Source organism: Serratia sp. K1WW1, assembly GCF_055790865.1.
Map to the genome: position 1 here is coordinate 3,378,558 of NZ_CM147697.1, position 25,728 is coordinate 3,404,285.

At 55.4% G+C, this 25,728-nt stretch carries 23 protein-coding genes; 17 read left to right on the plus strand and 6 right to left on the minus strand.

What is annotated here, in order from left to right; genetic code table 11:
- The first annotated feature begins 46 nt into the window (after window positions 1–46).
- The 6 genes from ghoS to ACX9GU_RS15305 all read left to right on the plus strand — a co-directional run bounded on the left by ghoS (window position 47) and on the right by ACX9GU_RS15305 (window position 5,247).
- Window positions 47–346, plus strand: coding sequence for a type V toxin-antitoxin system endoribonuclease antitoxin GhoS (ghoS, locus tag ACX9GU_RS15280; protein ID WP_473192100.1), 300 nt, complete (start codon window positions 47–49; stop codon window positions 344–346).
- A 129-nt stretch (window positions 347–475) separates the two neighbouring features.
- Entirely contained in the window at window positions 476–1,414 is a 939-nt protein-coding gene (locus ACX9GU_RS15285; protein WP_473192101.1) for a metal ABC transporter substrate-binding protein, read from the plus strand.
- Window positions 1,411–2,301 (plus strand): manganese/iron ABC transporter ATP-binding protein, encoded by an 891-nt coding sequence (locus ACX9GU_RS15290; protein ID WP_021178200.1) that lies wholly within the window; start codon window positions 1,411–1,413, stop codon window positions 2,299–2,301. The genes ACX9GU_RS15285 and ACX9GU_RS15290 overlap by 4 nt, the downstream gene beginning before the upstream one ends.
- The gene (locus tag ACX9GU_RS15295) at window positions 2,301–3,164 is read left to right on the plus strand and encodes a metal ABC transporter permease (protein ID WP_473192102.1); all 864 of its coding nucleotides are present in this window, start codon (window positions 2,301–2,303) and stop codon (window positions 3,162–3,164) included. The genes ACX9GU_RS15290 and ACX9GU_RS15295 overlap by 1 nt, the downstream gene beginning before the upstream one ends.
- On the plus strand, window positions 3,164–4,021 hold the full coding sequence (locus ACX9GU_RS15300) for a metal ABC transporter permease (protein WP_179250315.1): 858 nt from the start codon (window positions 3,164–3,166) through the stop codon (window positions 4,019–4,021). The genes ACX9GU_RS15295 and ACX9GU_RS15300 overlap by 1 nt, the downstream gene beginning before the upstream one ends.
- Window positions 4,022–4,377: 356 nt before the next feature.
- A complete protein-coding gene (locus ACX9GU_RS15305; protein ID WP_418348223.1) occupies window positions 4,378–5,247 on the plus strand; it encodes a fructosamine kinase family protein in 870 nt (289 codons plus the stop codon).
- Between the two features lie 39 nt (window positions 5,248–5,286).
- Here ACX9GU_RS15305 and ACX9GU_RS15310 read toward each other — a convergent pair whose 3' ends face one another.
- On the minus strand, window positions 5,287–5,847 hold the full coding sequence (locus tag ACX9GU_RS15310) for a YniB family protein (RefSeq protein WP_021178205.1): 561 nt from the start codon (window positions 5,845–5,847) through the stop codon (window positions 5,287–5,289).
- 213 nt (window positions 5,848–6,060) lie between these two features.
- Between ACX9GU_RS15310 and hxpB the strand changes: the two genes are divergently transcribed.
- The 7 genes from hxpB (at window position 6,061) to ACX9GU_RS15345 (ending at window position 12,933) form a co-directional block, all read left to right on the plus strand.
- A complete protein-coding gene (hxpB, locus tag ACX9GU_RS15315; RefSeq protein ID WP_473192103.1) occupies window positions 6,061–6,726 on the plus strand; it encodes a hexitol phosphatase HxpB in 666 nt (221 codons plus the stop codon).
- A gap of 212 nt (window positions 6,727–6,938) precedes the next feature.
- The gene (gene kduD, locus ACX9GU_RS15320) at window positions 6,939–7,700 is read left to right on the plus strand and encodes a 2-dehydro-3-deoxy-D-gluconate 5-dehydrogenase KduD (RefSeq protein WP_473192104.1); all 762 of its coding nucleotides are present in this window, start codon (window positions 6,939–6,941) and stop codon (window positions 7,698–7,700) included.
- Between the two features lie 224 nt (window positions 7,701–7,924).
- Complete coding sequence (locus tag ACX9GU_RS15325; protein WP_021804614.1) at window positions 7,925–8,473, plus strand: metal-dependent hydrolase; 549 nt, start codon at window positions 7,925–7,927, stop codon at window positions 8,471–8,473.
- Between the two features lie 184 nt (window positions 8,474–8,657).
- Window positions 8,658–10,049, plus strand: a complete 1,392-nt coding sequence (locus tag ACX9GU_RS15330; RefSeq protein ID WP_473192105.1) for an L-cystine transporter — start codon at window positions 8,658–8,660, stop codon at window positions 10,047–10,049.
- A 116-nt stretch (window positions 10,050–10,165) separates the two neighbouring features.
- Window positions 10,166–11,086: a LysR family transcriptional regulator gene (locus ACX9GU_RS15335; protein WP_473192106.1), complete on the plus strand. Its 921-nt coding sequence runs from the start codon at window positions 10,166–10,168 to the stop codon at window positions 11,084–11,086.
- An 82-nt stretch (window positions 11,087–11,168) separates the two neighbouring features.
- Window positions 11,169–12,047: an SDR family NAD(P)-dependent oxidoreductase gene (locus tag ACX9GU_RS15340; RefSeq protein WP_473192107.1), complete on the plus strand. Its 879-nt coding sequence runs from the start codon at window positions 11,169–11,171 to the stop codon at window positions 12,045–12,047.
- Complete coding sequence (locus tag ACX9GU_RS15345; RefSeq protein ID WP_473192108.1) at window positions 12,040–12,933, plus strand: SMP-30/gluconolactonase/LRE family protein; 894 nt, start codon at window positions 12,040–12,042, stop codon at window positions 12,931–12,933. The genes ACX9GU_RS15340 and ACX9GU_RS15345 overlap by 8 nt, the downstream gene beginning before the upstream one ends.
- A 99-nt stretch (window positions 12,934–13,032) precedes the next feature.
- Here ACX9GU_RS15345 and kdgR read toward each other — a convergent pair whose 3' ends face one another.
- Entirely contained in the window at window positions 13,033–13,824 is a 792-nt protein-coding gene (gene kdgR, locus ACX9GU_RS15350; protein WP_059200604.1) for a DNA-binding transcriptional regulator KdgR, read from the minus strand.
- Window positions 13,825–14,052: 228 nt separating this feature from the next.
- Here kdgR and ACX9GU_RS15355 point away from each other — a divergent pair, with 228 nt between their 5' ends.
- Complete coding sequence (locus ACX9GU_RS15355) at window positions 14,053–15,444, plus strand: MFS transporter (protein ID WP_473192109.1); 1,392 nt, start codon at window positions 14,053–14,055, stop codon at window positions 15,442–15,444.
- 87 nt (window positions 15,445–15,531) lie between these two features.
- Here the strand turns inward: ACX9GU_RS15355 and htpX are convergent, their stop codons facing one another.
- The 4 genes from htpX to ACX9GU_RS15375 all read right to left on the minus strand — a co-directional run bounded on the left by htpX (window position 15,532) and on the right by ACX9GU_RS15375 (window position 20,032).
- Window positions 15,532–16,410, minus strand: coding sequence for a protease HtpX (htpX, locus tag ACX9GU_RS15360; RefSeq protein ID WP_021178212.1), 879 nt, complete (start codon window positions 16,408–16,410; stop codon window positions 15,532–15,534).
- Window positions 16,411–16,657: 247 nt separating this feature from the next.
- Window positions 16,658–18,706 carry a carboxy terminal-processing peptidase gene (gene prc, locus ACX9GU_RS15365; RefSeq protein ID WP_473192110.1) on the minus strand — a complete coding sequence of 683 codons (2,049 nt, stop codon included), beginning with the start codon at window positions 18,704–18,706 and terminating at the stop codon, window positions 16,658–16,660.
- A 19-nt stretch (window positions 18,707–18,725) separates the two neighbouring features.
- Complete coding sequence (proQ, locus tag ACX9GU_RS15370; protein ID WP_021804621.1) at window positions 18,726–19,439, minus strand: RNA chaperone ProQ; 714 nt, start codon at window positions 19,437–19,439, stop codon at window positions 18,726–18,728.
- Window positions 19,440–19,534: 95 nt separating this feature from the next.
- Complete coding sequence (locus tag ACX9GU_RS15375) at window positions 19,535–20,032, minus strand: GAF domain-containing protein (protein ID WP_473192111.1); 498 nt, start codon at window positions 20,030–20,032, stop codon at window positions 19,535–19,537.
- Window positions 20,033–20,272: 240 nt separating this feature from the next.
- Between ACX9GU_RS15375 and yebS the strand changes: the two genes are divergently transcribed.
- From yebS to rsmF, 3 genes are all read left to right on the plus strand, one after another.
- A complete protein-coding gene (yebS, locus tag ACX9GU_RS15380) occupies window positions 20,273–21,520 on the plus strand; it encodes a membrane integrity lipid transport subunit YebS (RefSeq protein ID WP_473195195.1) in 1,248 nt (415 codons plus the stop codon).
- Complete coding sequence (locus tag ACX9GU_RS15385) at window positions 21,489–24,122, plus strand: PqiB family protein (protein ID WP_473192112.1); 2,634 nt, start codon at window positions 21,489–21,491, stop codon at window positions 24,120–24,122. The genes yebS and ACX9GU_RS15385 overlap by 32 nt, the downstream gene beginning before the upstream one ends.
- A 169-nt stretch (window positions 24,123–24,291) precedes the next feature.
- Entirely contained in the window at window positions 24,292–25,728 is a 1,437-nt protein-coding gene (gene rsmF, locus ACX9GU_RS15390; RefSeq protein WP_473192113.1) for a 16S rRNA (cytosine(1407)-C(5))-methyltransferase RsmF, read from the plus strand.

The following is a 25,728-nucleotide window of genomic DNA, read 5'->3' on the forward strand; positions in this document are numbered from 1 at the left end:
CTTTTTTGGTCTATTCTCAGGCTATCCATATACCAAGAGGTGATTTATGAGTCAATCTTCGTCCATAGGATTTGTGGTGACTTTCACCTATCCGGAACAGAGCTTAACCGATTTAGCCAAATTAACCGGACAAATGACGCTGGCCGGTTTTTCCACCATGCTCAGCGACAGCAACGGCATTCCCCATGAGCTGGGGATCAACAGTTTTTCGCTAACAACGCCATTAAATCATGAAGATGTAAAACAGTTGGCGCAAGGGTTGGGCGAGGTGGCATTGGGGGCAAAACCCGAGGTGGAGGTAGTCACAGGCAGTGACTACTTTAAGCGGTTACATCCCGATACATAAAATGTTATAACTCACATGGCGGTACTATTTCATTAACAACAAAATAACCCCTTGGCAAAGCTTGGTGATGCTTGACTTCCGCTCAATTGATATTGATAATCATTTTCATTTGAATAAGGAGACGTCATCATGCCAATGAAAAACAACGTATTTACTCGTCGTCGTTTTAGCTTGTCCCACTTTCGCCCCCTTGCCCTGCTCTGCGTATGCCTAAGCATTATTGCTGTGAGCCAACCGGCTTTGGCAAAGGAAAAGCTGCGCGTGGTGACCACCTTCACCATTATCCAGGATATCGCCCAGAACGTGGCGGGCGACGCCGCCGTGGTAGAGTCCATCACCAAGCCTGGGGCGGAAATCCACGACTATCAGCCCACGCCGCGCGATATCGTTAAGGCACAGCACGCCGATCTGATTTTATGGAACGGAATGAACCTGGAGCGCTGGTTCCAGCGCTTCTTCGAAAATATCAAGCAGGTGCCCGCCGCCGTGGTGACCGAGGGGATCACCCCACTGCCGATCCACGAAGGCCCGTATAACGGTAATCCAAACCCCCATGCCTGGATGTCGCCAAGCAATGCGTTGATCTACATCGAGAACATCCGCAAAGCGCTGGTACAGCACGATCCTGATAACACGGAAACCTATAACCGCAATGCCAAAGCCTACGCTGAAAAAATCGCGGCGCTGGATGCCCCGCTACGCGAGCGTTTGTCGCGTATTCCGGCAGCCCAACGCTGGCTGGTAACCAGCGAAGGCGCCTTTAGCTATCTGGCCAAAGACTATCAACTGCAGGAAGTCTATCTGTGGCCGATCAATGCCGACGAACAGGGCTCACCGCAGCAGGTGCGCCGGGTGATTGATACCGTGCGGGCCAACCACATTCCGGTGGTGTTCAGCGAAAGCACCATTTCGGATAAGCCTGCCAAGCAGGTGGCCAAAGAAACCGGCGCACAATACGGCGGCGTGCTGTACGTCGATTCGCTGTCTGCCGCCGACGGGCCGGTGCCCACCTATATCGATCTGCTCAATGCCACAGTGCAAACCATCGCCAAAGGATTCAATCAATGAGTGCAGAGACCTTTATCCGCCCCGAGCTCAGCGTGGATGACGTATCGGTCACCTATAACAACGGCCATACGGCAATCCATAACGCCAGTTTTACCCTTAGCGGCGGTTCGATCTGTGCGCTGGTGGGGGTTAACGGCAGCGGGAAGTCGACCCTCTTCAAAAGCATCATGGGCCTGGTAAAACCGACATCTGGCCAGGTGATGCTGAGCGGGCAACCGGTTGTCGCCGCGCTGAAGAAAAACATTATCGCCTACGTGCCGCAGACCGAGGAAGTTGACTGGAACTTCCCGGTGCTGGTGGAAGACGTGGTGATGATGGGCCGCTACGGCAAAATGAACTTCTTGCGCATTCCTACCAAGGAAGACCGGCTGCGGGTCGATAAGGCGCTGGAGCGCGTTGGCCTAAGTGAGCTGCGTAGCCGACAGATCGGCGAACTTTCCGGCGGGCAAAAAAAGCGCGTATTCCTGGCCCGTGCCCTGGCTCAGCAGGGAACGGTGCTGCTGCTCGATGAGCCTTTTACCGGCGTGGATGTCAAAACCGAGAACGCCATTATCGAGCTGTTACGTTCGCTACGCGATGAAGGGCACCTGATCCTGGTATCGACCCACAACCTCGGCAGCGTACCGGAGTTTTGCGATCGGGTGATCCTGATTAACCGTACCGTGCTTGCCGCCGGCCCGCTCGAGACCACGTTCACACAAAGCAATCTGGAACTGGCGTTCGGTGGCGTATTGCGCCATATCAACCTCTCCGGGCCCGATCTGCACGATGACAACGATCCCCGCACCGTAACGGTAATCACCGATGACGAGCGCCCTGCAGTGTTTTATGGCCATACCAAGAGCGATCCTCCGGCGCAAAGCCAGCAAAAGGAGAATACCCCCTGATGCTCGAGATCCTGCTGCAACCGTTTAACTACAACTACATGGTCAAGGCGATGTGGGTCAGCGCCATCGTCGGCGCGGCCTGCGCTTTTCTGTCGGCGTATCTGATGCTGAAAGGCTGGTCGTTGATGGGAGATGCGCTTTCCCACTCCGTGGTGCCTGGAGTGGCTGGTGCCTATGCCCTCGGCCTGCCCTATGCAGCCGGTGCGTTTTTCACCGGCATGCTGGCCGCGCTGGCGATGACGTTGGTACGCCACGTTACCCGCCTGCGTGAAGATGCGATTATCGGCTTTATTTTCTCCACCTTTTTCGCCGTCGGCCTGTTGATCATTTCGCTCAACCCCACCTCAGTGAACGTGCAGTCGATCATCTTCGGCAACATTCTCGGCATCGCAGATGAAGACGTGTTACAGGTGGAGATTATTATCGGCGTTTCGTTACTGATTTTATGCCTGGTGTGGAAAGACCTGCTGGCGGTATTTTTCGATGAAAACCACGCGGTATCGATCGGGCTTTCGCCACTAAAGTTGAAGATCCTGTTCTTTACCCTGCTTAGCGCCTGCACCGTGGCCGCGCTGCAAACCGTCGGCGCCATCCTGGTGATCGCCATGGTGATCACTCCCGGTGCTACCGCCTATCTGCTGACCGACCGTTTTGGCCGGCTGGTGATTATCGCCATCGCGATCGGTGCCTTTACCAGCGGCCTGGGTGCCTACCTCAGCTTCTTCGTCGATGGGGCAACCGGCGGCGTGATCGTCACGCTGCAAACGCTGGTGTTCCTGGCGGCCTTCCTGTTCGCACCGAAGCACGGGCTGTTAGCCTCAAAACGTCGCGTAAATCGTGGCAACTCTCCGGAGGGCAACTGATGGAACTCCTGTTGCAATGGCTCTCTGAGCCGTTCGCCTATCCCTTTATGCAACGCGCCATCATCGCGGCTATCGTCACCGGTGTCGTCTGCGCCGTGCTGTCTTGCTATCTGGTATTGAAAGGCTGGTCACTGATGGGTGATGCCATTTCTCACGCCGTGCTCCCCGGCATTGTGCTGGCCTTTGTGTTCGGTATTCCGCTGGTGATTGGCGCATTTCTTTCCGGCATTTTCTGCGCAGTCGCGACGGGCTATCTGAAAGAACATAGCCGGGTAAAGGAAGACACGGTAATGGGGATCGTATTCTCCGGCATGTTTGCCTTTGGGCTGGTGCTGTTTGCCCGCATCGATACCGATCAACACCTCAGCCATATCCTGTTCGGCAATATGCTGGGGATCACCGACGGTGAGCTACGGCAAACGTTGTGGATCGCAGGGATCACGCTGGCGATCGTGCTGCTCAAGCGCCAGGACTTCATGCTCTACTGTTTCGATCCCAATCATGCGCGCGTTATCGGCCTGCCGGTGAAGTTACTGCACTACGGCTTACTGTGCCTGCTGGCGTTAACCATTGTGGCCTCGCTACAGGCGGTGGGGGTGATCCTGGTGATTGCGATGCTGATCGCACCGGGGATTATTGCGTTCACGCTGTGCCGCAGTTTCAACCGGATGTTGATCGTTGCCACCGTCGCTTCGGTTTTTTCCTGCGTGCTGGGGACGCTGATCAGCTTTCATATCGACGGCGCAACCGGGCCGTGCATCGTGATTGTGCAGGCGCTGCTGTTTGTCATCGCCCTGCTCTATAGCCACTTCAAACCCGTGCAACGCAACGAAATCACCGTAGTTAAAAACCATTAAGCCGCCCTCACCCTAACCCTCTCCCCCAGGAGAGGGAACAGAATGTGCCACAGACTGACTGCTGCCCCTACCCGCGGCTCCGCTCCAGCCCCCTCTCCCTGTGGGAGAGGGTTGGGGTGAGGGGCAAATCCCTACTATGCCGTTTCCCGTGTAACAAGGAACTCGGCAAGTTAGCCTGAACCAAGCAGCATTCAGCATAAGCGTACTTAAATTAATCAATAGCGTATATACTTTGACCAGACACGCGGCGATGATATTTTCGTCAATAGATGGCGCAGCTGTGCGCCACATCGTGTTTTCGCAGCAGGAAAGACGCTAACCTAATGAAATCGCAGGCAACACAGAAGGGGATTACTATGTGGCAAGCCGTTAGCCGTCTGTTGAGTGAACATCTTGGCAGCGCAGAAATACGCGAAAGGACTGAACTGCCCGGGGGAGAGATCCACGCGGCGTGGCGCGTGAGTTACGGTGATAGCGAGGTGTTTGTTAAATGTGATACCCGGGAACTGCTGCCGATATTTACTGCGGAGGCCGATCAACTGGCCCTGCTGGCTCGCAGTAAGACCGTGCGCGTCCCCGAAGTGTATGGGGTTGGCAGCGATCGCGATTACAGTTTCCTGCTATTGGAGTATCAACCCCTTAAGCCGCTGGATGCGCACGGGGCGCACTGCCTCGGGCAACAACTGGCCCGCCTGCACCAGTGGAGCGAACAACCGCAGTTCGGCCTCGACTTCGATAACGACCTTTCCACCACTCCGCAGCCCAATGCCTGGCAACGCCGCTGGGCGGAATTTTTTGCCGAGCAACGCATCGGCTGGCAGCTACAGCTGGCGGCGGAAAAGGGCATGACCTTCGGTGATATCGACGAAATTATTGACGTGGTGTATCTGCGTTTGCAACACCATCAGCCACAGCCTTCCCTGCTGCACGGCGATCTGTGGCCTGCCAACTGTGCTCAGGCCGCGGATGGGCCTTTGCTGTTCGATCCAGCCTGCTACTGGGGTGACAGAGAGTGTGATTTGGCGATGCTGCCACTTTATCCTGAATTACCCGCCCAGATTTATGACGGCTATCAGAGCGTGTGGCCACTGGAGGCCGGGTTTATCGAACGCCAGCCGCTGTATCAGCTTTATTACCTGCTCAACCGCAGCAACCTGTTTGGCGGCCAACATCTGGTCATGGCACAGCGGGCCATCGACAAGCTGCTCCATCCGGAAACGCTGTAATATAATGGGCGCCGCATATGGCGCCCGTTCATTGCAGATCTACGCCACTCCGGCCATTTGCCCTAGCAGCTTGAGCACAAAATAAGCCACCACGGCGATCACCACCGGCAAGATATACAGCGGGAAGTATTGCAGCAATATGGTGTGGTGCGGCAACGTCACCCGCTCTTCCAATTGCTCACGCGTGTGCCCTTCGCTGCCCTTGGCCTGTTCCAGGATCATCTGATCTTCCAATCCTTCACGGATAAACTTCACCTGACGCGACATGCGCGCACCGGAAGTCTGCAATGCCAGGCCGACAAAAATCAGGAAATAGATAATGATAAACATCAGATTAGCGCCGCTAAACAGGCTCTTATCCACGTCCGGTACCGGTGAGTTGTACCAGAAGATATTCAGGAATGGCGTATTGAAGCGCACCATGTCGACCATGACGTGGACAAAATCCAGCATCACGGCGTTGATCCCTCTGGACTTCTCACTGTGTTGATAAACAAAACCCAGCAGTGAAACCAGCGTTGAAAGTAACGCCGGGATGAAAACGACCCATCCGAAAATGCGTTTCAGTATGGCAACGCGCCCAGCCTGTTGATACGTCATGTGTTCCCCTTGTAAGCGACGCAACCGTTGTTGCGCTAAGTCTACCTGTAGTTAATGAAACTCGCCCACCGTTTTCTTTATCTTCCCCCCAGTTCCAGAGAGATCCTGTACTTTGGGAAAACACCCCGGGCCCGAAGGGTGCAGGTGCCTGAACAAAAATGATAGAGTGGCGAAAACATTTTCTTTTACTGGTGCTGCAGGAGTTAATTGTTAATGGCTTATTCGCAACGCATAGCAACCGCAATTTTTGATATGGACGGTCTATTGATCGACTCTGAACCGCTGTGGTTACAGGCAGAAATGGATATATTCAGCTCATTGGGGCTGGATCTGTCAGATCGTCACAAACTGCCGGATACGCTGGGTTTACGCATCGATCTGGTGGTACGAATGTGGTTCCAGGCCATGCCGTGGCAAGGGCCTTCTCAGGAGGAGGTGGCTGGCCGCATTATCGAGCGGGCCATAGAATTGGTACGGGAAAAGCGCCCGTTGCTGCCTGGGGTGCAGCAGGCACTGGAACTGTGCCGTAGCCTGGATTTAAATATTGGGCTGGCCTCCGCCTCTCCGTTACATATGCAGCAGCAGGTGCTGAAGATGTTCGATCTGGAGAGCTATTTCGATCAGTTGGTTTCAGCCGAATACCTGCCGTACAGCAAACCGCACCCGGAAGTCTATTTGATCGCCGCCGAACGCCTGGGCAGCGATCCACAGCACTGCATTACTCTGGAAGACTCCTTCAACGGTATGATTGCCACCAAAGCGGCGCGTATGAAATCGATCGTGATCCCTGCGCACGAATACAGCCAGGATCCGCGCTGGGCCTTGGCCGACCTTAAACTGCAAAGCCTCGAACAGTTGACTGCCACCCATCTGGCCTGATCTTGACGGCATCGGCCCCGCCGGTGCCTTTTCCCTCCCCCTGCACTCGCAAAATAAATAAAACACCATTTCATTTTTATTGAATTAAGACACCATTCAAATTATGCTAGTCGCATAAAGAAAACACCGGGCAATTAGGTGACACTGTCACTGCCACGCGGTTGCCATCGAAAGCCCGGTGCTTTCTTCCCTCACGGCAAGAGAGCAAAGCTATGATTCTGAATTCCTTCGACTTAACGGGCAAAGTGGCGCTGATCACCGGCTGTAATACCGGCCTGGGGCAAGGCATTGCGATTGGGTTGGCGCAGGCCGGTTGCGACATTATCGGCGTGAACCGCAGTCAGCCCCTCGAGACCATGAGCAAAGTCACCCAGACTGGGCGTCGATTCCTGAATCTGAACGCCGATCTCGGCAATATCGACACCATCCCTTCTCTGCTAGCCACCGCCGTTGAGGCGTTTGGCAGAATCGATATCCTGGTGAACAACGCAGGAATTATCCGCCGTGAAGACGCCCTGAATTTCAGTGAACAAGACTGGGATGAGGTGATGGACGTCAATATCAAGACCCTGTTCTTTATGGCACAGGCGGTGGCCAAACAGTTCATCAGCCAGGGCAGCGGCGGTAAAATTATCAATATTGCTTCGATGCTTTCTTTCCAGGGCGGCATTCGCGTACCGTCTTACACCGCGTCGAAAAGCGCGGTACTCGGCATCACCCGGCTATTGGCCAACGAGTGGGCACAATACCAGATTAACGTTAACGCAATTGCGCCGGGCTATATGGCCACCAACAACACCCAGCAACTACGTACCGATGAAGACCGCAACCAGCAGATCCTTGAGCGCATCCCCGCAGGGCGCTGGGGCACGCCGGATGACTTGATGGGCCCGATCGTCTTCCTTGCCTCGGCAGCGTCCGACTACGTTAATGGCTACACGCTCGCGGTAGACGGTGGCTGGCTAGCTCGCTGATCTCCACAGCAAACATATCCTTCCTCCGAATTTGAGCGGGCGCAGCATTAGCAGCGCCCCTACATTACCAGTCTTCCTGTATACCTCGCCCGTCATAAACACCGTTTCAACCCTTTGTAAAACGGCGTTAAATTAACAACTCGTTACAGGGTAACCGCTTCCGTAACTGTAAAAATTCCCATATACTGGATAAATTAACAGTTTATTGGCCGGAATATAGCAACATGACCGCGGAAGGACATCTCATATTCTCTGTTGCCTGCGCGATCTTTGCCAAGAAAGCGGAGGTGACACCTGTGCTCGCCGCTGGCGATTGGTGGCACATCATTCCCGCCGCGCTACTGACGTCACTGCTACCCGATATCGATCACCCTAAATCCATCCTGGGCCAGCGCCTGCGCTGGATAGCCATCCCGATATCTCGCGCCTTTGGTCACCGCGGTTTCACCCATAGCCTGCTGGCGATCGTCGGCGGTATGTGGCTATTTCAGCTAGAAGTGCCGCGCGGTTGGCCCATCCCCGCAGACGTGTTGCACGCCATGATAATCGGTTATTTCAGCCACCTGCTGGCCGATATGCTCACCCCTGCCGGCGTGCCGTTGCTTTGGCCCTGCCGCTGGCGTTTCTGCCTGCCAATATTGAACTCACAAAAAGGCAACCAGCTGGAGCGGGTACTGTGTATCGTTTTGGTGGCTTTCGCCATCTACTGGCAAGGGGATTACACCTTTCCCGTGCAGTCGTATTTTGAGCAAATAAAAAATATCCGACTGTGATCACAAAAAATCGTCTATTTTCCCGCCTTTTCGCTCATTACATCGACGATTTCAAGACAAAAGTTATATTAAATTCTTTTTAGATATAAGTGCGCTTCATCGCAAACTGTTACGATATTTACATCGCATTACATCGGTGCTTGGCACCTTTGATTATAAAAAAACAAGATTGGAGACATTGGGGATGAATCTACCGCTCGTATTAAACGTGCTGGTTTTTGCCGCCCTCCTTTTGCTGTTGGCGCAAACCCGTCATAAGCAATGGAGTCTGGCTAAAAAAGTGCTGGTCGGTCTGGTACTTGGTGTGGTGTTCGGTTTGGCACTGCAACTGGTTTACGGCTCGGACAACCCGGTACTGAAAGCGTCTATCGGCTGGTTTAACATCGTCGGTAACGGCTATGTACAACTGCTGCAAATGATCGTGATGCCGCTGGTTTTCGCCTCTATCCTGAGCGCGGTAGCCAAGTTGCACAACGCTTCCTCGCTGGGCAAAATCAGCTTCCTGACCATTGGTACCCTACTGTTTACCACGCTGATTGCCGCACTGGTGGGCGTATTGGTCACCAACCTGTTTGGGCTGACCGCAGAGGGTCTGGTCCAGGGCACACAAGAAACGGCTCGTTTGTCGGCGATCGAAACCAACTACGCCGGTAAAGTGGCCGATCTCAGCGTACCGCAACTGATCCTGTCATTTGTGCCGAAAAACCCGTTTGCCGATCTGACCGGGGCTAACCCAACGTCAATCATCAGCGTGGTGATTTTCGCTGCCTTCCTGGGTGTGGCTTCGCTGCAACTGCTTAAAGATGACCAACCGAAAGGCCAGCGCGTGCTGGTAGCTATCGATACCCTACAAGCCTGGGTGATGAAGCTGGTCCGTCTGGTGATGAAGCTGACGCCTTACGGCGTACTGGCGTTGATGACCAAGGTCGTTGCAGGCTCCAATATCCACGACATTATCAAGCTGGGCAGCTTTGTGGTTGCCTCTTACCTTGGTCTGGCTATCATGTTCGTGGTCCACGGCCTGCTGCTGAGCTTCACCGGCGTTAATCCGCTGAAATTCTTCCGCAAGGCGTGGCCGGTGCTGACCTTTGCCTTCACCAGCCGTTCCAGCGCTGCCAGCATCCCGCTGAACGTCGAAGCACAAACTCGCCGTCTGGGCGTACCAGAGTCTATTGCCAGCTTCTCAGCTTCCTTTGGTGCCACCATTGGTCAGAACGGTTGTGCAGGCCTGTACCCAGCAATGCTGGCGGTGATGGTTGCGCCAACCGTGGGCATCAACCCGCTGGATCCACTGTGGATTGCAACGCTGGTCGGCATTGTTACCGTCAGTTCAGCCGGCGTTGCCGGTGTGGGCGGTGGTGCAACCTTCGCTGCACTGATTGTACTGCCAGCGATGGGCCTGCCGGTGACCCTGGTCGCCCTGCTGATTTCGGTTGAACCGTTGATCGACATGGGCCGCACTGCGCTGAACGTTAGTGGTTCGATGACCGCAGGTACCGTCACCAGCCAACTGATGAAGCAGACCGACAAAGCCATTATGGACAGCGAAGACGAAGCGGAACTGGCTCACCGGTAAACCCTAGACTGATTTGCAACTGAACCGGCGCCCAGGCGCCGGTTTTTTTTCGCCAGGACTGCCAATGATATCTCATTAGTATTACTGTGTAGCGAATAGGATCTGTGGAACTCATTATGATTGAAACCCGCCTGCTACATCAGTTCGTCGCCGTCGCCGAGGAATTACACTTCAATCGCGCAGCGCAACGGCTGCATATGGCGCAGCCCCCGTTGAGTCAGGCTATTCGTCGGCTGGAGCATGAGATCGGCGCTCCCCTGTTTGAACGCACCAATCGCAGCGTGTCGCTCACGCCTGCCGGAACCGACTTTCTGGCAACGGCAAGAAAGGTGTTGCGCCTGCTTGATGAAGGCGTCGAACAAACCATGCGAGTAGCGCAAGGCATCGAAGGCCATCTCACGTTAACCTTCATCAATATCGCCCCCTATAACGCATTGCTAGGCGCATTGCAGCGCTTCCGCTCTGCATTCCCCGCCATCTCCTTCACGATGCGTGAGGCCACGACTCAAGAACAGGCCGAGGCTCTGGAACATGGCCGCGCCGAACTCGGTTTCATGAGGCCACCGGGAAGGACAGCTCCGCAGCTGCACTTCGAGTGCATTCTGCGCGAACCCATCGTGATCGCTCTGCCAACTAAACACCCTCTCGCGTGCCACGAAATCATTCCACTGACCGCACTGCGCGATGACGCCTTCGTATCGTCACCACGGCACCTGGGCCAGGGCTTCCATGACCAACTGGTTCAGCTTTGCGCAGCGGCGGGGTTCATGCCACGCATTGCCCAACAGGCGCGGCAGTTGCACACTCTGGTTGCCTTGGTGGCCAGCGGCTTCGGCGTCGCACTGTTGCCCGCGTCGCTGGCGCAGGAGGGTCGCAAAGACGTGGTATTCCGGCCAATCCAGGTCAATGCACCAGACGCACTGCGTCATGTGGAATTGCTGATGGCTTGGAACCCGCACAAGCCATGCCTCATTCGCGACAAACTGATCGATGAGGTGCGAGATGCCATGGCATCGGCACCCTTGATTGAAACCTGATAAGTCTTGTTTCGGTACAAATAAGATATTTTACACTCAGGAGCGGTCACTCCATCATCGTGCCATTGCCAAACGGAGGTACATGATGACAGATCGACGCTTAGACGAGCTTTTCAAAGACAAGGTAGCTATCGTCACCGGTGCTGGCCGCGGGCTTGGCAACGCTTACGCCAAAGCCCTCTTGGAGCGTGGTGCAAAGGTGATCGTTAGCGACCTGGGTACCGGCCTGACCGGCGATGGTGCTGACCCAGACGTAATGAGCGAGGCGGTTCATGACTTGCAGGCCGACCCTGGATCGTTCATCACCCACAACGGGCGCCTGGATAACGAGATGGGTTGCCAGCAACTCGTGGCGCTGGCCATCGAGCAATTCGGCGCGCTGGATATCCTGATCCATAACGCTGGTTGGGTCGGCTATCAGCCCATTGAGAAACTGGAAGAGGAATTCCTTGAGCGTTCCCTTGGCATCAACGTACGTACGCCGATCTGGTTGAGCAAGCACGCCTGGGTGCATCTCAAGCGTTCCCCATCACCTCGGATCGTGTTGACGACCTCTGATCGTGCCATGTATCAACGCTACGCGCAGCCAGGCCTGACGGCCTACGCCGCTGGCAAGATGGCCCAAGTCGGCATCATGAATGCCCTGAGCATGGAAGGAAATCCGGACGGTATCCTGGTCAACGCCATCTCTCCGGTAGCCAAGACCCGCATGTGGGGGATCACGCAGCCTCCCACAGACCTCAAGCCCGAGTGGGTGGTGCCAGGCTTGCTGTATCTGGCCAGCTCGTTATGCCAAGACACGGGCGTGATCCTGCGCGCCAGCAACGGCCAGTTCACCGCCACCCGCTTTTGTGAAAACCCAGGCGTAACCTATCCTACGGATCTGGCACGCATTGAGTGTGCCAGCGTGGAAGACGTCGCCCACAATTGGCAACGCATCAAGGAGTTTGGCGATGCGTGACGGGGGTCGTCTGCACAAGATCGCCGAAGTCCGCGCCGACCTTGGCGAAAGTCCAGTCTGGGATAAAGACAACAGCCTTTTGTACTTCGTCGATATCTCTGGTGGCAAGATTAACGTGATGACCCCGCAAGCACGGGTGGCAACCGTCTATCAATCAACGGCGCGCATCGGTGCTCTGGCCCTCACGGATAGAGGCAATCTGATCTTCACCGAAGACACGCGGGTTGCCATTCTTGATCCCAAACAAGGAGTGGTCCGCACGCACTCCAGCGCAGTCCATAACCAAGCCAGCTATCGGTTCAACGATGGGGCCTGCGATCCGCAAGGACGCTTTATCACCGGCCTGATGCACGAGGGGCCGAACCGTGAGGCCGGAGCGCTGTACCGCTATGACAGTGAACTTAACGCCCAAGCGATCCAGAGGAATATCGCACTGCCTAATGGCCTGGCCTGGTCGGAAGATGGCCACACGCTGTTCTTTGTCGATTCCATCGCACGTTCAATATTTCGGGCCGCATACACTCCCAACGGGGAACTGGGGGCCGTGAGGCGCTTCGCCGAAACCCCAGCCGAACTGGGACGTCCCGATGGTATCGCCCTGGATCGTGCCGGAGGGCTGTGGGTCTGTATGTTCAACGGAGGATGTTTGCTGCGCTACGACCGTAACGGCAGCCTGAGCGAGCGCGTCGCCATGCCCGTGCCGCGCCCCACAAGTTGCTGCTTTGGCGGGGAAGGTCTGGAAACCTTATTCATCACCACGGCGCGCTTTGCCATGACGGCTTCAGAACTGGCTGAACACCCTGATTCTGGGGACCTCTTTGCTATTCGTCCAGCCATTGCCGGTGTTCCACGTCACTTGTTCAAAGAGTACGAGATAGGCGCTTAGCAGAGCTGTGGGATTTTATAAACCGAGGGGAGATAACGAAGGCTGGGCGAGAAAGCGTAGGGGCGAAGCTATGTTCGGCCCCCTACAACTACGGTAAGCTTAAAACGGGTAGTCGTGATAACCCATTTGCGCTGAAATCAGACGAGCGGCGGTGTGCAACTGCGCCACGTAGCCCTCTTTGCCTTCTTCAGAGAAGCGGATGGTCGGGAAAGAGATGCTCAAGCCCGCGATCACCACGCCAAAACGGTCAAACACTGGCACCGCGATGCAGCGCAAGCCTTCTTCCTGTTCTTCAATATCTTCGCCAAACCCCTGCTCACGTACCTTATCCAACAGCGGCAGTAACTCTGCAGTGCTGGCGATGGTGTGCGGAGTACTGCGGGTAAACTCGATGTGGGACAGGATTTCTTCCACTTCGCCGCGATCGCGCCAGGCTAACAGGACTTTACCAATCGCGGTACTGTGCAGCGGGTTGCGGCGGCCGATGCGTGAATACATACGCAGGTTATACATGGAGTCGATTTTGTGGATATAGACGATGCTGTCTTCATCCAGCGCCCCCAGGTGGATGGTCTCACGCGTCTGGTTAGACAGTTCACGCATCTGGATGTCTGCACTGCGGATCAAATCGACGTTTTGCAGCGATTTGGCACCCAGTTCAAACAGCTTGAGGGTCAGCGAATATTTCTCCGACTCCCCTTCCTGTGAGACATAACCCAACGACTTCATGGTTTGCAGGAAACGGTAAACGGTACTTTTGGACATCATTACCCGCTGTGAAAGCTCGGTAATGCCGATCTCGCGCTCATCACCCAGTGCCTGCAGGATGCCAAACACTTTCAGCACTGATGAAACGGAATCCGGTTGTTTGTCTAGATCTGCGTTAGCCATGGTTAATACCTTAACTTAACTATTTTTGTTTTAGGAAATTTGAACAAGAGTTTCAGTATAATCGGAACATTTCACCCCATGCAATGGAAGTTGCGCAATATTCGCCATTATTGGTGGGATTAGCGGCAGACATCCCACTACTTTTACATTTAGCACAGAAACGGCGGGTGCATTCGGCGGGAAATATGATTAGCATTGTAATATTCCCCCTGTTTAATAACTACCTCCATGACAACGCTTGCTAATTCCGACGGCTTACCGGTCCCGCAACGCTACGGAGCGATCCTGGCCATTGCGCTGGGCATTACCGTTTCAGTGCTTGACGGGGCGATCGCCAACGTGGCCTTGCCGACCATCGCCCGCGATCTTAACGCCAGCCCGGCCAGCTCGATCTGGGTGGTCAATGCCTATCAGTTGGCGATCACCATCTCGCTGCTATCGCTGGCTTCCTTAGGCGATCTGATTGGCTATCGCCGTATCTATCAGGCTGGTCTGCTGGTATTCAGTATTACCTCATTATTCTGCGCCCTGTCCGATTCACTATTCACCTTGACGATTGCCCGCGTGCTACAAGGATTTGGTGCCGCAGCGATTATGAGCGTCAATACCGCCCTGATCCGCATTATCTATCCGCAACGCTTTCTTGGCCGTGGCATCGGCATAAACTCGTTGATCGTAGCCTTCTCTTCCGCCGCCGGGCCTACGGTCGCCGCCGCCATTTTATCCGTGGCCTCCTGGCAGTGGCTATTTGCCATCAATCTGCCGATCGGCATCGTCGCACTGATGCTGGGGATGAAATTTTTGCCGGCTAACAGCCAGAAAAGCAGCAATCAGCGCTTTGACCCTACCAGCGCGGTGATGAATGCCCTGACATTTGGTCTACTGATCACCGCCATCAGCGGTTTTGCCCAAGGCCAAAGCCTGCTGCTGATTGCCGCTGAAATCACGGCGTTGCTGGTGATTGGTTACTTCTTTGTGCGCCGTCAGTTGCGGCAGACATCCCCTTTACTTCCGGTGGATCTGCTGCGCATCCCTATTTTTGCGCTGTCGATGGGCACCTCGATTTGTTCTTTTGCCGCCCAGATGCTGGCCATGGTGTCGTTACCTTTCTTCCTGCAGGCCTCTCTGGGCCGTGACGAGGTGGCGACGGGTTTGCTGTTAACACCCTGGCCGTTGGCCATTATCGTGATGGCGCCGATTGCAGGCCGCCTGGTGGAGCGTGTTCATGCAGGGTTACTGGGAGGGATTGGTTTGGCGACCTTCGCGCTCGGCTTGTTCCTGCTGGCGCTGTTGCCACATAACCCGACGGATCTGGATATCATCTGGCGCATGGTGCTGTGCGGTGCGGGCTTTGGGTTATTCCAGTCGCCCAACAACCACACCATTATTTCTGCCGCCCCACGCCACCGCAGCGGCGGAGCCAGTGGCATGTTGGGCACTGCGCGCTTATTGGGGCAAACCTCTGGCGCGGCGCTGGTGGCCCTGATGTTCAACCTGTTCCCCACCAGCGGCACACACGCTTCGTTGGTGTTGGCGGGGATCTTCGCCAGCGTCGCTGCCGTAGTGAGTTGCCTGCGTATCACTCAACCCCGTGCGAATCTCGCTGAACCTGGCAAATAGCTTATCGGACGTAGCATGCGTGTTATCTGTGGCGCCCATTTGAATAGCAAAAACCCCGGCAAGCCGGGGTTTTCGTTTGATGCAGGGTTATTTCAGATACTGGCCGGAACGCAACGCTTCGATACGTTTGTCCAACGGCGGGTGTGACATAAACAGCTCGCTGAACGACTTGGATTTGCCGTTGATGCAGAAAGCCATCAGGGTGCCCGCTTCCTGCGGTTCATAGCTGGTTTTCAACCGTTGCAGCGCAGCGATCATCTTCTCGCGGCCGACCAGTTTGGCTGAACCCGCGTCGGCGTGGAATTCACGATGACGTGAGAACCACATGGTGATAATGCTGGCCAGAATACCAAATACCAGTTCCAACACCATCGACACGCCGAAGTAGATCATCGGGTTGCCGTTACCTTCGCCTTCCCCATCACGGTTGCCAAGGAAACCGGCGGCCACCTGAGCAATCAGGCGCGACACGAAGATCACGAAGGTGTTCACCACACCCTGGATCAGCGTCATGGTCACCATGTCGCCATTGGCAACGTGGCTGATTTCGTGGGCGATCACCGCTTCCGCCTCATCACGGCTCATGCTTTGCAGCAGGCCGGTACTGACCGCCACCAGCGATGCATCGCGGCGTGCGCCGGTCGCAAAGGCGTTGATGTCCGGAGCCTGGTAGATGGCCACCTGCGGCATGGCGATACCCGCCTGCTGCGATTGGCGACGCACCGTGTCCAACAGCCAGCGTTCGGTTTCGTTACGCGGCTGTTCAATCACTTCCCCACCGACGGAGCGCAGCGCCATCCATTTGGACATCAGCAGTGAAACAAACGCACCGCCAAAACCGAACAGACCGGCCATGATCATCAGGCCCTGAACGCTACTGGATTGGATCCCTGTCAGGCTAAGCACCAGCCCGAAAACCAACATCACCGCCAGGTTGGTGAGCAGGAACAAAGCTATACGCATCATAGAATGTTTACTTCCTCATCATTAGATACCCAGATCTTATGGGCATTGGTCACAATTTCAAGATTGGCAGGCCATTAAGCCACTAAAAATACGTAACTTTACAAAGTCACGAAGAAACAAGGGTTTTACAAAGTGTAAACGATCTCTGAGCCCAGAGTGGAGACCTCAACAGAAATTTTAGTGCAGGTATGGAGAAAAAAAAAGCGCACCCGAAGGTACGCTCGATAGCGTTAAACCCGCAAATAACTTACTTGGCGGCGGCCGTCTGTTGCGATGGCTGCTGCTTTTCGTTATTGGCCAGATCCAGTGCGATCTTGACCGTTTCATCCAGATACGGATCCGGTTCCTTGTAGTCCTTTGGCAGATCTTCCAGGGACTTCAGCGGTTTCTTACCCTCACGCTCCAGACGCTCATTGATACGGTTCAGGCGCGTTGCATCATCGTCATGGTTCTCTTTCTCACGGGTAGCCAGATTAAGAGAAACGATGTTGCGCTTGTCTTTCAACGCCTTGTAATGGGCAATATCCTGCGCGATGTATTGGAACTCTGGATCCTTGGCGATACGCTGCGCATGGTCTTTCAGCAGTTGCGGTTCAAACGGCTTCAAATCACCGGTTTTGGTGTAGGCAGCTGCATTGACGCTATCCCACGGCATGGCGTTATCTTCGAAGCTCTCGCCGGTTTCTGCCGGATCGATCCCCGTTGGCATCAGAATATCTGGCGTGACACCTTTACGCTGGGTGCTGCCACCGTCAACGCGGTAGAACTTCTGGATGGTGTACTGGACAGAACCCAGTGCAGGCCATTCAGGGCGCAGCATCTGATCGTAAATCCGGTTCAGTGAACGGTACTGCTGTACCGTGCCTTTACCAAAGGTAGGCTCGCCCACGATCAGCGCACGGCCATAGTCTTGCATTGCCGCAGCAAAGATCTCGGAGGCCGAGGCGCTGAATCGGTCAACCAGCACCACCAGCGGGCCTTTGTAGTAGACAACGCCGTCGTTGTCCGCATCTTCGCGGATCTTGCCGTTGTTATCACGCACCTGAACAACCGGGCCACTTGGGATAAACAGACCAGAAAGCGATACCGCCTCGGTCAATGCCCCGCCGCCGTTACCACGCAGATCGATAATCAGACTGTCGACGTTTTGCTTGGCCATCTTTTGTAGCTGGACTTTGACGTCATCGGTCAGGCCGACGTAGAAGCCAGGGATGTCCATCACCGCGACCTTTTGCTTGCCGACGGTCTTGATAGTCATTTTAACTGCGCGATCTTCCAGGCGGATACGCTCACGAGTCAGCGTAACTATCCGGGTTTTGGTGCCTTTACCTGCCGGCAGGATCTCCAGGCGAACCTTGCTGCCCTTCGGCCCTTTGATCTGCGAGACGACGTCGTCAAGACGCCAGCCGATCACGTCCACCATCGGTTTGCCTGCCTGGCCAACGCCGACAATACGGTCACCCACGGCGATCGCCTTGCTCTTGGCTGCCGGGCCGCCTGCCACCATGGAGTTGATCACGGTGTAATCATCATCCATCTGCAACACGGCACCAATCCCTTCCAGCGAGAGACTCATCTCGGTATTGAACTGTTCGGTATTGCGTGGAGACAGGTAGTTGGTATGCGGATCGATTTCGTGGGCAAACGCGGTCATGATCAGCGAGAACACGTCTTCGCTGTTGCTTTGCGTCAGACGTTTGATCGCAAACTGATAACGCTTGGTCAGTGTGTCACGGATCTCTTTATCCGTTTTGCCGGTCAGCTTCAGGTTCAACTGATCGTATTTGACCTTGGCATCCCACAGACGGTCCAATTCAGCCTTGTCTTTCGGCCACGGCGCTTTGCTGCGGTCTACGTCAATGGTGTCGTTGCCGGTGAAGTTCATCGGCTTGTCGAGCAACGATAGCGCATACTGATAGCGCTCAAAGCGGCGTTTTTGCGCCAGATTGAACAGCGCATAAGGCGTAACCAGTTTGCCGGATTTCAGCTCTTCACCCAGCGTGCTGCGTTTGTCGGCAAATTGCGCGACGTCGGAGGCCAGCAGCACATTGTGGCTGTAGTCCAGCATATTCAGGTAGCGATCGAAGATCTTGCCTGAAAAATCCGCATCCAGAGCAAACTGGCGATAATGAGAGCGAGTGAAGCGCGATGTTACGCGCTCACTCACGGTTGCATGTTCAGCTTCCTGCTCAAGCTTGGGCAGTTGATCGATGCGGATGTTGGCTGTATCCACTCCGTAACTGACACCCGCCCACAGCAAAGCCGCAACTGCGGTTAATCTGACAAATTTGTTCATGCCTTGGTTGGCCTCCGTATCAGAACTGCAAGTGTTCTGCGCGCACAATCATCGCCAGACCGGAGGAGAGCTGTACACGAACGCCATCTTTGGCGATTTCGAGTACGGTTGCGTCCATCGCGCTCTGACCTGCTCTGACTTTGATTTCCTGGCCAATTTGCAGTTTTGAGATGTCTGTGACTGGCACATGACGCGGCTGGCTGGCCTCTTTGGCTACACGAGGTTCACGAGCTTGCTGTGGGCGTGCTTGTTGTGGGCGCGGCTTGCGGTTCTCTGCTGCGGCTCCGCCTTCACGACGTACGGCTGGCTTTTTGCCGGCAGGACGCGGACGACGAGGCTCGGCAGTGGCAGACTCACCAGCAGCTTCACGTTTTTTGGCATTCTGTTCGGCACGCTGTGCCTGAACGCGCGCTTTGGCTTCTTCAAGCTGCTGGCGAGCATGATCGACATGCTGCTGTTCCAGCTCACCGCACGGGTTACCGTCCAGGTCTACACGCTGGGCGCCAACTTTGACACCGTACAGGTAACGCCAGCTTGAGGTATACAGGCGCAAAGCTGAACGCAGCTGCGTTTTGCTGAGGTTCTCTTCCCCTTGTACACGTTCTACCAGATCCTGAAAAATACCGATTTTCAGCGGGCGTGCTTCGCCTTCGGCGCTAAAGCAGAGCGGGAAACGCTCGGCAAGAAAAGCAATGACTTCTTTAACTGTGTTCAACTTGTGTTGATTTTCCATGAAATTTCCTGATTACAACGGGTTGCCAACAAGCCGCAGGCATGAACAGGCGTCATTATAATGACGCCATCGCTAAATGCCACGTTAACCGTAGATCAACTTGCCGCTACAGTGACATATTTCGCAAAATTGCTCTGTGCCAGCCGTGCGCAAAGCCCCGCCACCACTGCTTTCAGGCCGATTTCGTCCTGTTCATCGAAGCGTTGATAAACTGTGCTGTCGATATCCAGAACACCGATGACCTGACCACTGACGTCTAACGGCAACACAATTTCCGCGTTGCTGGCGGCATCGCAGGCGATATGTCCAGGAAATGCATGAACATCGCCAACGCGCTGCACCTGATTCTGCGCCGCTGCCGTACCGCACACGCCCTTACCCAACGGGATCCGCACGCAGGCAATCTTGCCTTGGAACGGACCTAACACCAGTTGATGGCCTGCCATCAGGTAAAAACCGACCCAGTTTACGTCATCAAGACGCTCATTGAGTAGCGCACTGGCGTTAGACAATGCGGCGATAAAATTATCTTCCCCATCCAGCAATGCGCTCAAATCGCGTTTTAATTCCGCGTAGAATGATTCTTTAGTCATGATTAACCGTTCAGATACTCAAATAGCCCAGACTTAACCCGTATAAAATAAGCATTAAATGCGTATAGCCACAAGGTTAATCATCTGTTGCTTCACAAAACACGGTACAACAGGGTATGTTTGCCGTCTAAAAATCATTTGTAACCTGCGATGCTAATCCCTTTTTACCGGTTGATGGCGTTGACGGGTTGGTTTTCAAGCTACGCTAAGTAGACCTCAGGTCGCCAAACAGCACTCATGATGAAGATACTCGCCATTACCGGCCCGCTCTCCAAGGCTCGCCACCAACGCTGTTGTGAATGCGATTTGCTGTTCACGTTGCCGCCGTTAACCCGCAATCAGGCCGCCTATTGCCCACGTTGCAACGCCAAAGTGGTGAATGGCCGCGACTGGTCAATGACCCGCCTGACCGCCGTAGCCGTCACCATGCTGTTACTGATGCCCTTTGCCTTTAGCGAGCCGTTGATCAGCATTCGCCTGCTCGGCACGAAGATTAACGCTAGCCTGTTGGAAGGCATCTGGCAAATGAGCAGCCAGGGCGATCCGTTTACCGCCAGCATGGTCGCCTTCTGCACCATCGGCGCGCCGCTGACGCTATCACTGTCATTGCTGTACCTGTGGTTTGGCCATGCCCTCGGCATGAACCTGCGGCCAGTGCTGCTGATGCTGGAGCGTCTGAAAGAGTGGGTCATGCTCGATATTTACCTGATCGGCATGGTGGTCGCGGCGATCAAGGTCAAGGAATATGCAGATATTGAACCCGGCAGCGCCCTGATTGCCTATCTGGCATTGACCCTGCTCAGCCTGCTGACGCTGATCCACATGAACCTGGAGCAGATGTGGGAACGCTACTATCCGCAGGAACAGCCAGAGGGCAAACCAGAGGCGTTACACGTCTGCCTGGCCTGCCATTTTACCGGCTTTCAGGATGAGCGTGGCCGCTGCCCCCGCTGTCATGTGCCGATGCGCCATCGCCAGCCTTACAGCCTGCAAAAAACCTGGGCCGCGCTGATTGCCGCCATCGTGCTGCTGATCCCCGCCAACCTGCTGCCGATCTCGGTGGTTTATGCCAACGGCGCGCGTATGGAAGATACCATTTTCAGCGGCGTCGTTTCGCTGGCCAACTCGGGCAACATGCCGATCGCCGCCATCGTATTTATCGCCAGCGTCCTGGTGCCCTTTACCAAGGTGATCGTACTGCTGGTGCTGCTGTTCAGCATTCATTTCAAAACGTCGCACAGCCTCAAAACCCGCATCCGGCTGCTCCGGCTGGTCACTTGGGTTGGCCGCTGGTCGATGCTCGATCTGTTCGTGATCTCGTTGATGATGTCGCTGATCAATCGCGACCAACTGTTTTCTTTTACTATGGGACCAGCGGCTTTTTACTTTGGGTCTGCGGTTATTTTAACTATCCTTGCCGTACAGTGGCTGGACAGCCGATTGATTTGGGATGCACATGCAACAAGAAACGCCGAATACGCCGACTGAGGCGCGGGTCAAAAACAAGCGCCGTATCTCGCCATTCTGGTTACTGCCGTTTATTGCCCTGCTGATTGCCGGGTGGCTGGTCTATACCAATTACCAGGAGAGCGGCAATAGCGTCACCATAGACTTCCAGTCTGCGGCAGGTATTGTCGCTGGCCGCACGCCGGTACGTTACCAGGGTGTGGAAGTGGGTACCGTGCAAAGCATTTCGCTGAGCAAGGATCTGCGTAGTATCGTGGTTGAAGCCAGCATCAAGAGCGATTTGGAAGACTCACTGCGGGAAGGCACGCAATTCTGGCTAGTCACGCCCAAAGCCTCATTGGCCGGGGTTTCCGGCCTGGATGCGCTGGTCGGTGGTAACTACATCGGCATGATGCCGGGCCGTGGAAAACCACAAACCCACTTCACCGCGCTGGATACGCAGCCGAAATACCGCCTGAATACCGGCGAGCTGATGATCCACCTGCAAGCAGACGACCTCGGTTCCCTGAACACCGGCTCACTGGTCTATTATCGCAAGATCCCGGTCGGTAAAGTGTATGACTACACTATTTCGCCGGGTAACAAGGGCGTGATCATCGACGTGCTGATCGACCGCCGCTTTGCCAATCTGGTGAAGGACAACACCCGCTTCTGGAACGTTTCCGGTTTTAAAGGCGATTTCAGCCTGTCCGGCGCCAGCGTGCAGATGGAAAGCCTGGCCGCGCTGGTAAACGGTGCGATAGCCTTTGACTCCCCGCTCGACGGCAAGCAGGCCAAGGCCGATCAAAACTTTACGCTGTATCCGGACCTGGCCCACAGTCAACGTGGGGTGAACATCTCGCTGGACCTGCCCGACGGCAACAGCCTGAGCGAGGGGCACACCCCGCTGATGTATCAAGGATTGCAGGTCGGCACCTTGACTCGCCTGGCTCTGCAGCAGGATAGCAAGGTAACCGGCGAACTCACCATCGATCCTTCGGTAGTCGATCTGATGCGTAGCGGCACACGCATTGAGATGCGCAGCCCAAAAATCAGCCTTAACGACGCCAAGCTGAGCCAGCTGTTAACCGGCAACACCCTGGAATTGGTGCCGGGTGAAGGTGAACCCCAGCAGCACTTTACCGTGTTGGACAGCAGTAAAACGCTGCTGCAACAGCCTGGCGTGGTGACGGTCACCTTGAATGCCCCGCAAAGCTACGGCATCGACGTTGGGCAGCCATTAATCGTGCACGGTATCAAGGTCGGCCAAATCCTGACCCGTACTCTAACCGACGGCGGTGTGACCTTTACGGCGGCGATCGAAGCACAGCACCGCAGTTTGCTGCACAAAGACAGTAAATTCGTCGTCAACAGCCGTGTGGATGTCAAATTCGGGCTGGATGGCGTGCAGGTGTTAGGTGCCAGCGCCCAGGAGTGGCTGGACGGCGGCGTACGCCTGATCCCTGGGGGTAAAGGCGAACCGGACGCGCAGTATCCGCTGTACAGCAACGCGGAAAAAGCCGCCGAGGGCATAGTCGGCAACAACCCACTGCCCACCTTGACGCTTACCGCCACCAGCCTGCCAGATGTGCAAGCCGGCTCGGTGGTGTTATACCGCAAGTTCCAGGTGGGTGAGATTGTCAACGTACGGCCCAAGGCCAACGAGTTTGACGTTGAGGTTTATATCAGCCCGGAATACCGCAAGCTGTTAACCAGCGAAAGCATTTTCTGGGCGGAAGGCGGTGCCAAGGTGCAATTGAACGGCAGCGGCCTTACGGTGCAGGCTTCCCCGCTCAACCGCGCGCTGAAAGGCGCTATCAGCTTTGATAACCTGCAGGGCGTAACGCTGGATAAAGGGGCCAAACGCGTGCTGTACGCCTCAGAAACCGCCGCTCGCGCCGTGGGTAGCCAGATCACGCTACGCACCTATGATGCCAGCAAACTGTCCCCTGGCATGCCAATACGCTATCTGGGCATTGATATCGGCCAGCTTGAATCACTGAAGTTGGCACCGGAGCGTAACGAAGTGTTGGCAAAAGCAGTATTGTACCCAGAGTATGTGAAAACCTTTGCCCGTCTCGGCAGCCGTTTCGCCATCGTTTCTCCGGAGATTTCTGCCGCTGGGGTCAATAATCTTGACTCCCTGTTGCAGCCCTATATCAACGTGGAACCCGGCCACGGCGGATCAATGCGCACTTTTGAGCTGCAGGAAGCCAGCATTACCGACTCCCGCTACCTCGATGGCCTGAGCGTGATCCTGGACGCCGCCGAGACCGGCTCGCTGCAAATTGGCACGCCGATCTTGTTCCGTGGCATTGAAGTGGGTACCGTGACCGGTTTCTATCTAGGGGCGATGTCAGATCGCGTGCACGTCTCGCTGCGAGTCAGCAAGAAATACCAGCATCTGGTGCGTAACAACACCGTCTTCTGGCTGGCCTCTGGCTATAACCTGCAGTTTGGCCTGACGGGCGGCGTGATCAAGAGCGGTACCTTCCAGCAGTTTATTCGCGGCGGTATTGCCTTTGCCACCCCACCAAGCATTCCGTTGGCCCCTAAAGCCACGCCGAACAAACACTTCCTGCTGAATGCGGAAGAGCCGAAAGATTGGCGCGAATGGGGCACCGCCATCCCAAGGGACAACTGATAGCTCTCGGCAGGGTTCAATGTTCTGAACCCTGCCTCTCCCCTCCAAGATAATCCATACCATTACTGCTTTGCCATCCATCTCATTGACCGAAACTTGCCGGTATTCTCAGGCAGGCAGTTTATGTTAAACTAGCCCCTTCGATTTTTTTCCGCCCTGAGAGCTCCCTGTGGCTAAACCTGCCCCTGCTTTTTTGCCTCCTGCTTTTCTCGACGCAACTCGCGCCATCATGCCTGACCATTTATCCATGGATGACTTCATCGCTATTTGCCAACAACCCTTGCGGCGTAGCCTGCGGGTCAACACGCTGAAAATCAGCGTTGCGGACTTTCTGGCGCTGGTAAAAGACTACGACTGGCGGCTGGAACCCATCCCCTGGTGCCCCGAAGGCTTTTGGATCGAGCGTGAGGACGAAGCATTACGGCTGGGCAGCGCGGCGGAGCATCTAAGCGGCCTGTTCTACATTCAGGAAGCCAGTTCCATGCTGCCGGTAAGCGCCCTGTTTGCCGGGCGTGAAACCCCGCGCCGGGTGCTGGATGTCGCCGCAGCGCCGGGTTCGAAAACCACCCAGATCGCCGCGTTGATGGGCAACCAGGGCGGCATTGTCGCCAATGAATATTCGGCCAGCCGGGTCAAGGTGTTGCATGCCAACATCAGCCGCTGCGGTGTCAAAAATACGGCGCTGACCCATTTCGACGGCCGGGTGTTTGGCGCAGCCTTACCGGAAAGCTTTGACGCCATCCTGCTGGATGCGCCCTGCTCTGGTGAAGGCGTGGTACGTAAAGATCCGGATGCCATGAGCAACTGGTCACCAGAAAGCGTAGCCAGCATTGCACAAACCCAGTGGGAACTGATCGACAGCGCTTTCCACGCCCTGGCCCCCGGCGGCGTGATGGTTTACTCCACCTGCACGCTGAATGCCCAGGAAAATCAACAGGTGATACATCAACTGTTGGCAACCTATGGCGACGCCGTCAGCGTTGAGCCGCTGGGCGACCTGTTCCCACAAGCGCAACTGGCCCTCACTTCAGAAGGCTTCCTGCACGTATTCCCGCAGATTTATGACAGTGAAGGCTTCTTCGTCGCCCGGCTACGTAAAAATCACAGCGTGCCAGCCCTGGCCAAACCGAGCTATAAGCTGGGCAAGTTCCCTTTCGCCCCACTTTCGGCCCAGGAGTCCGCACTGGTGGCGCAGGCTGCCGCAGCCTCGGGTTTAGTCTGGGATGAAACCAGTAAGTTATGGGCGCGGGATAAAGAAATCTGGTTGTTCCCAGCCGCGCTGGAGCCTTTGGTCAGCAAAGTGCGTTTTTCACGCATTGGCCTTAAGTTGGCGGAACGCTTCCCAAAAGGGTTCCGCTGGCAGCATGAGGCGGTGATCGCCTTGGCTGCCAGTGGCAACCCACAGACTTTTGAGCTCGATGCAGCACTGGCCCAGGAATGGTTCCATGGCCGCGATCTCTACCCCTCGCAACCCCCACAGAGCAATGAGTGTATCGTCACTTATCAGCATCAGCCGCTAGGGTTGGCCAAACTGATCGGCAGCCGGCTTAAAAACAGTCTGCCCCGCGAACTGGTGCGTGATGGAGTACTGGATTTCCATCAATAA

Excerpts from the sequence above, each read along its gene's own strand:
- ACX9GU_RS15330 (WP_473192105.1), top strand. The coding sequence starts at position 8,658 with ATGAATCTACCGCTCGTATTAAACGTGCTGGTTTTTGCCGCCCTCCTT.
- proQ (WP_021804621.1), bottom strand. The coding sequence starts at position 19,439 with ATGGAAAATCAACACAAGTTGAACACAGTTAAAGAAGTCATTGCTTTT.
- ACX9GU_RS15325 (WP_021804614.1), top strand. The coding sequence starts at position 7,925 with ATGACCGCGGAAGGACATCTCATATTCTCTGTTGCCTGCGCGATCTTT.
- ACX9GU_RS15385 (WP_473192112.1), top strand. The coding sequence starts at position 21,489 with ATGCAACAAGAAACGCCGAATACGCCGACTGAGGCGCGGGTCAAAAAC.
- yebS (WP_473195195.1), top strand. The coding sequence starts at position 20,273 with ATGAAGATACTCGCCATTACCGGCCCGCTCTCCAAGGCTCGCCACCAA.
- ACX9GU_RS15340 (WP_473192107.1), top strand. The coding sequence starts at position 11,169 with ATGATGACAGATCGACGCTTAGACGAGCTTTTCAAAGACAAGGTAGCT.
- ACX9GU_RS15285 (WP_473192101.1), top strand. The coding sequence starts at position 476 with ATGCCAATGAAAAACAACGTATTTACTCGTCGTCGTTTTAGCTTGTCC.
- prc (WP_473192110.1), bottom strand. The coding sequence starts at position 18,706 with ATGAACAAATTTGTCAGATTAACCGCAGTTGCGGCTTTGCTGTGGGCG.
- ACX9GU_RS15345 (WP_473192108.1), top strand. The coding sequence starts at position 12,040 with ATGCGTGACGGGGGTCGTCTGCACAAGATCGCCGAAGTCCGCGCCGAC.
- ghoS (WP_473192100.1), top strand. The coding sequence starts at position 47 with ATGAGTCAATCTTCGTCCATAGGATTTGTGGTGACTTTCACCTATCCG.
- ACX9GU_RS15335 (WP_473192106.1), top strand. The coding sequence starts at position 10,166 with ATGATTGAAACCCGCCTGCTACATCAGTTCGTCGCCGTCGCCGAGGAA.
- htpX (WP_021178212.1), bottom strand. The coding sequence starts at position 16,410 with ATGATGCGTATAGCTTTGTTCCTGCTCACCAACCTGGCGGTGATGTTG.
- ACX9GU_RS15355 (WP_473192109.1), top strand. The coding sequence starts at position 14,053 with ATGACAACGCTTGCTAATTCCGACGGCTTACCGGTCCCGCAACGCTAC.
- hxpB (WP_473192103.1), top strand. The coding sequence starts at position 6,061 with ATGGCTTATTCGCAACGCATAGCAACCGCAATTTTTGATATGGACGGT.
- kdgR (WP_059200604.1), bottom strand. The coding sequence starts at position 13,824 with ATGGCTAACGCAGATCTAGACAAACAACCGGATTCCGTTTCATCAGTG.
- ACX9GU_RS15295 (WP_473192102.1), top strand. The coding sequence starts at position 2,301 with ATGCTCGAGATCCTGCTGCAACCGTTTAACTACAACTACATGGTCAAG.
- ACX9GU_RS15375 (WP_473192111.1), bottom strand. The coding sequence starts at position 20,032 with ATGACTAAAGAATCATTCTACGCGGAATTAAAACGCGATTTGAGCGCA.
- ACX9GU_RS15290 (WP_021178200.1), top strand. The coding sequence starts at position 1,411 with ATGAGTGCAGAGACCTTTATCCGCCCCGAGCTCAGCGTGGATGACGTA.
- ACX9GU_RS15305 (WP_418348223.1), top strand. The coding sequence starts at position 4,378 with ATGTGGCAAGCCGTTAGCCGTCTGTTGAGTGAACATCTTGGCAGCGCA.
- kduD (WP_473192104.1), top strand. The coding sequence starts at position 6,939 with ATGATTCTGAATTCCTTCGACTTAACGGGCAAAGTGGCGCTGATCACC.
- ACX9GU_RS15300 (WP_179250315.1), top strand. The coding sequence starts at position 3,164 with ATGGAACTCCTGTTGCAATGGCTCTCTGAGCCGTTCGCCTATCCCTTT.
- ACX9GU_RS15310 (WP_021178205.1), bottom strand. The coding sequence starts at position 5,847 with ATGACGTATCAACAGGCTGGGCGCGTTGCCATACTGAAACGCATTTTC.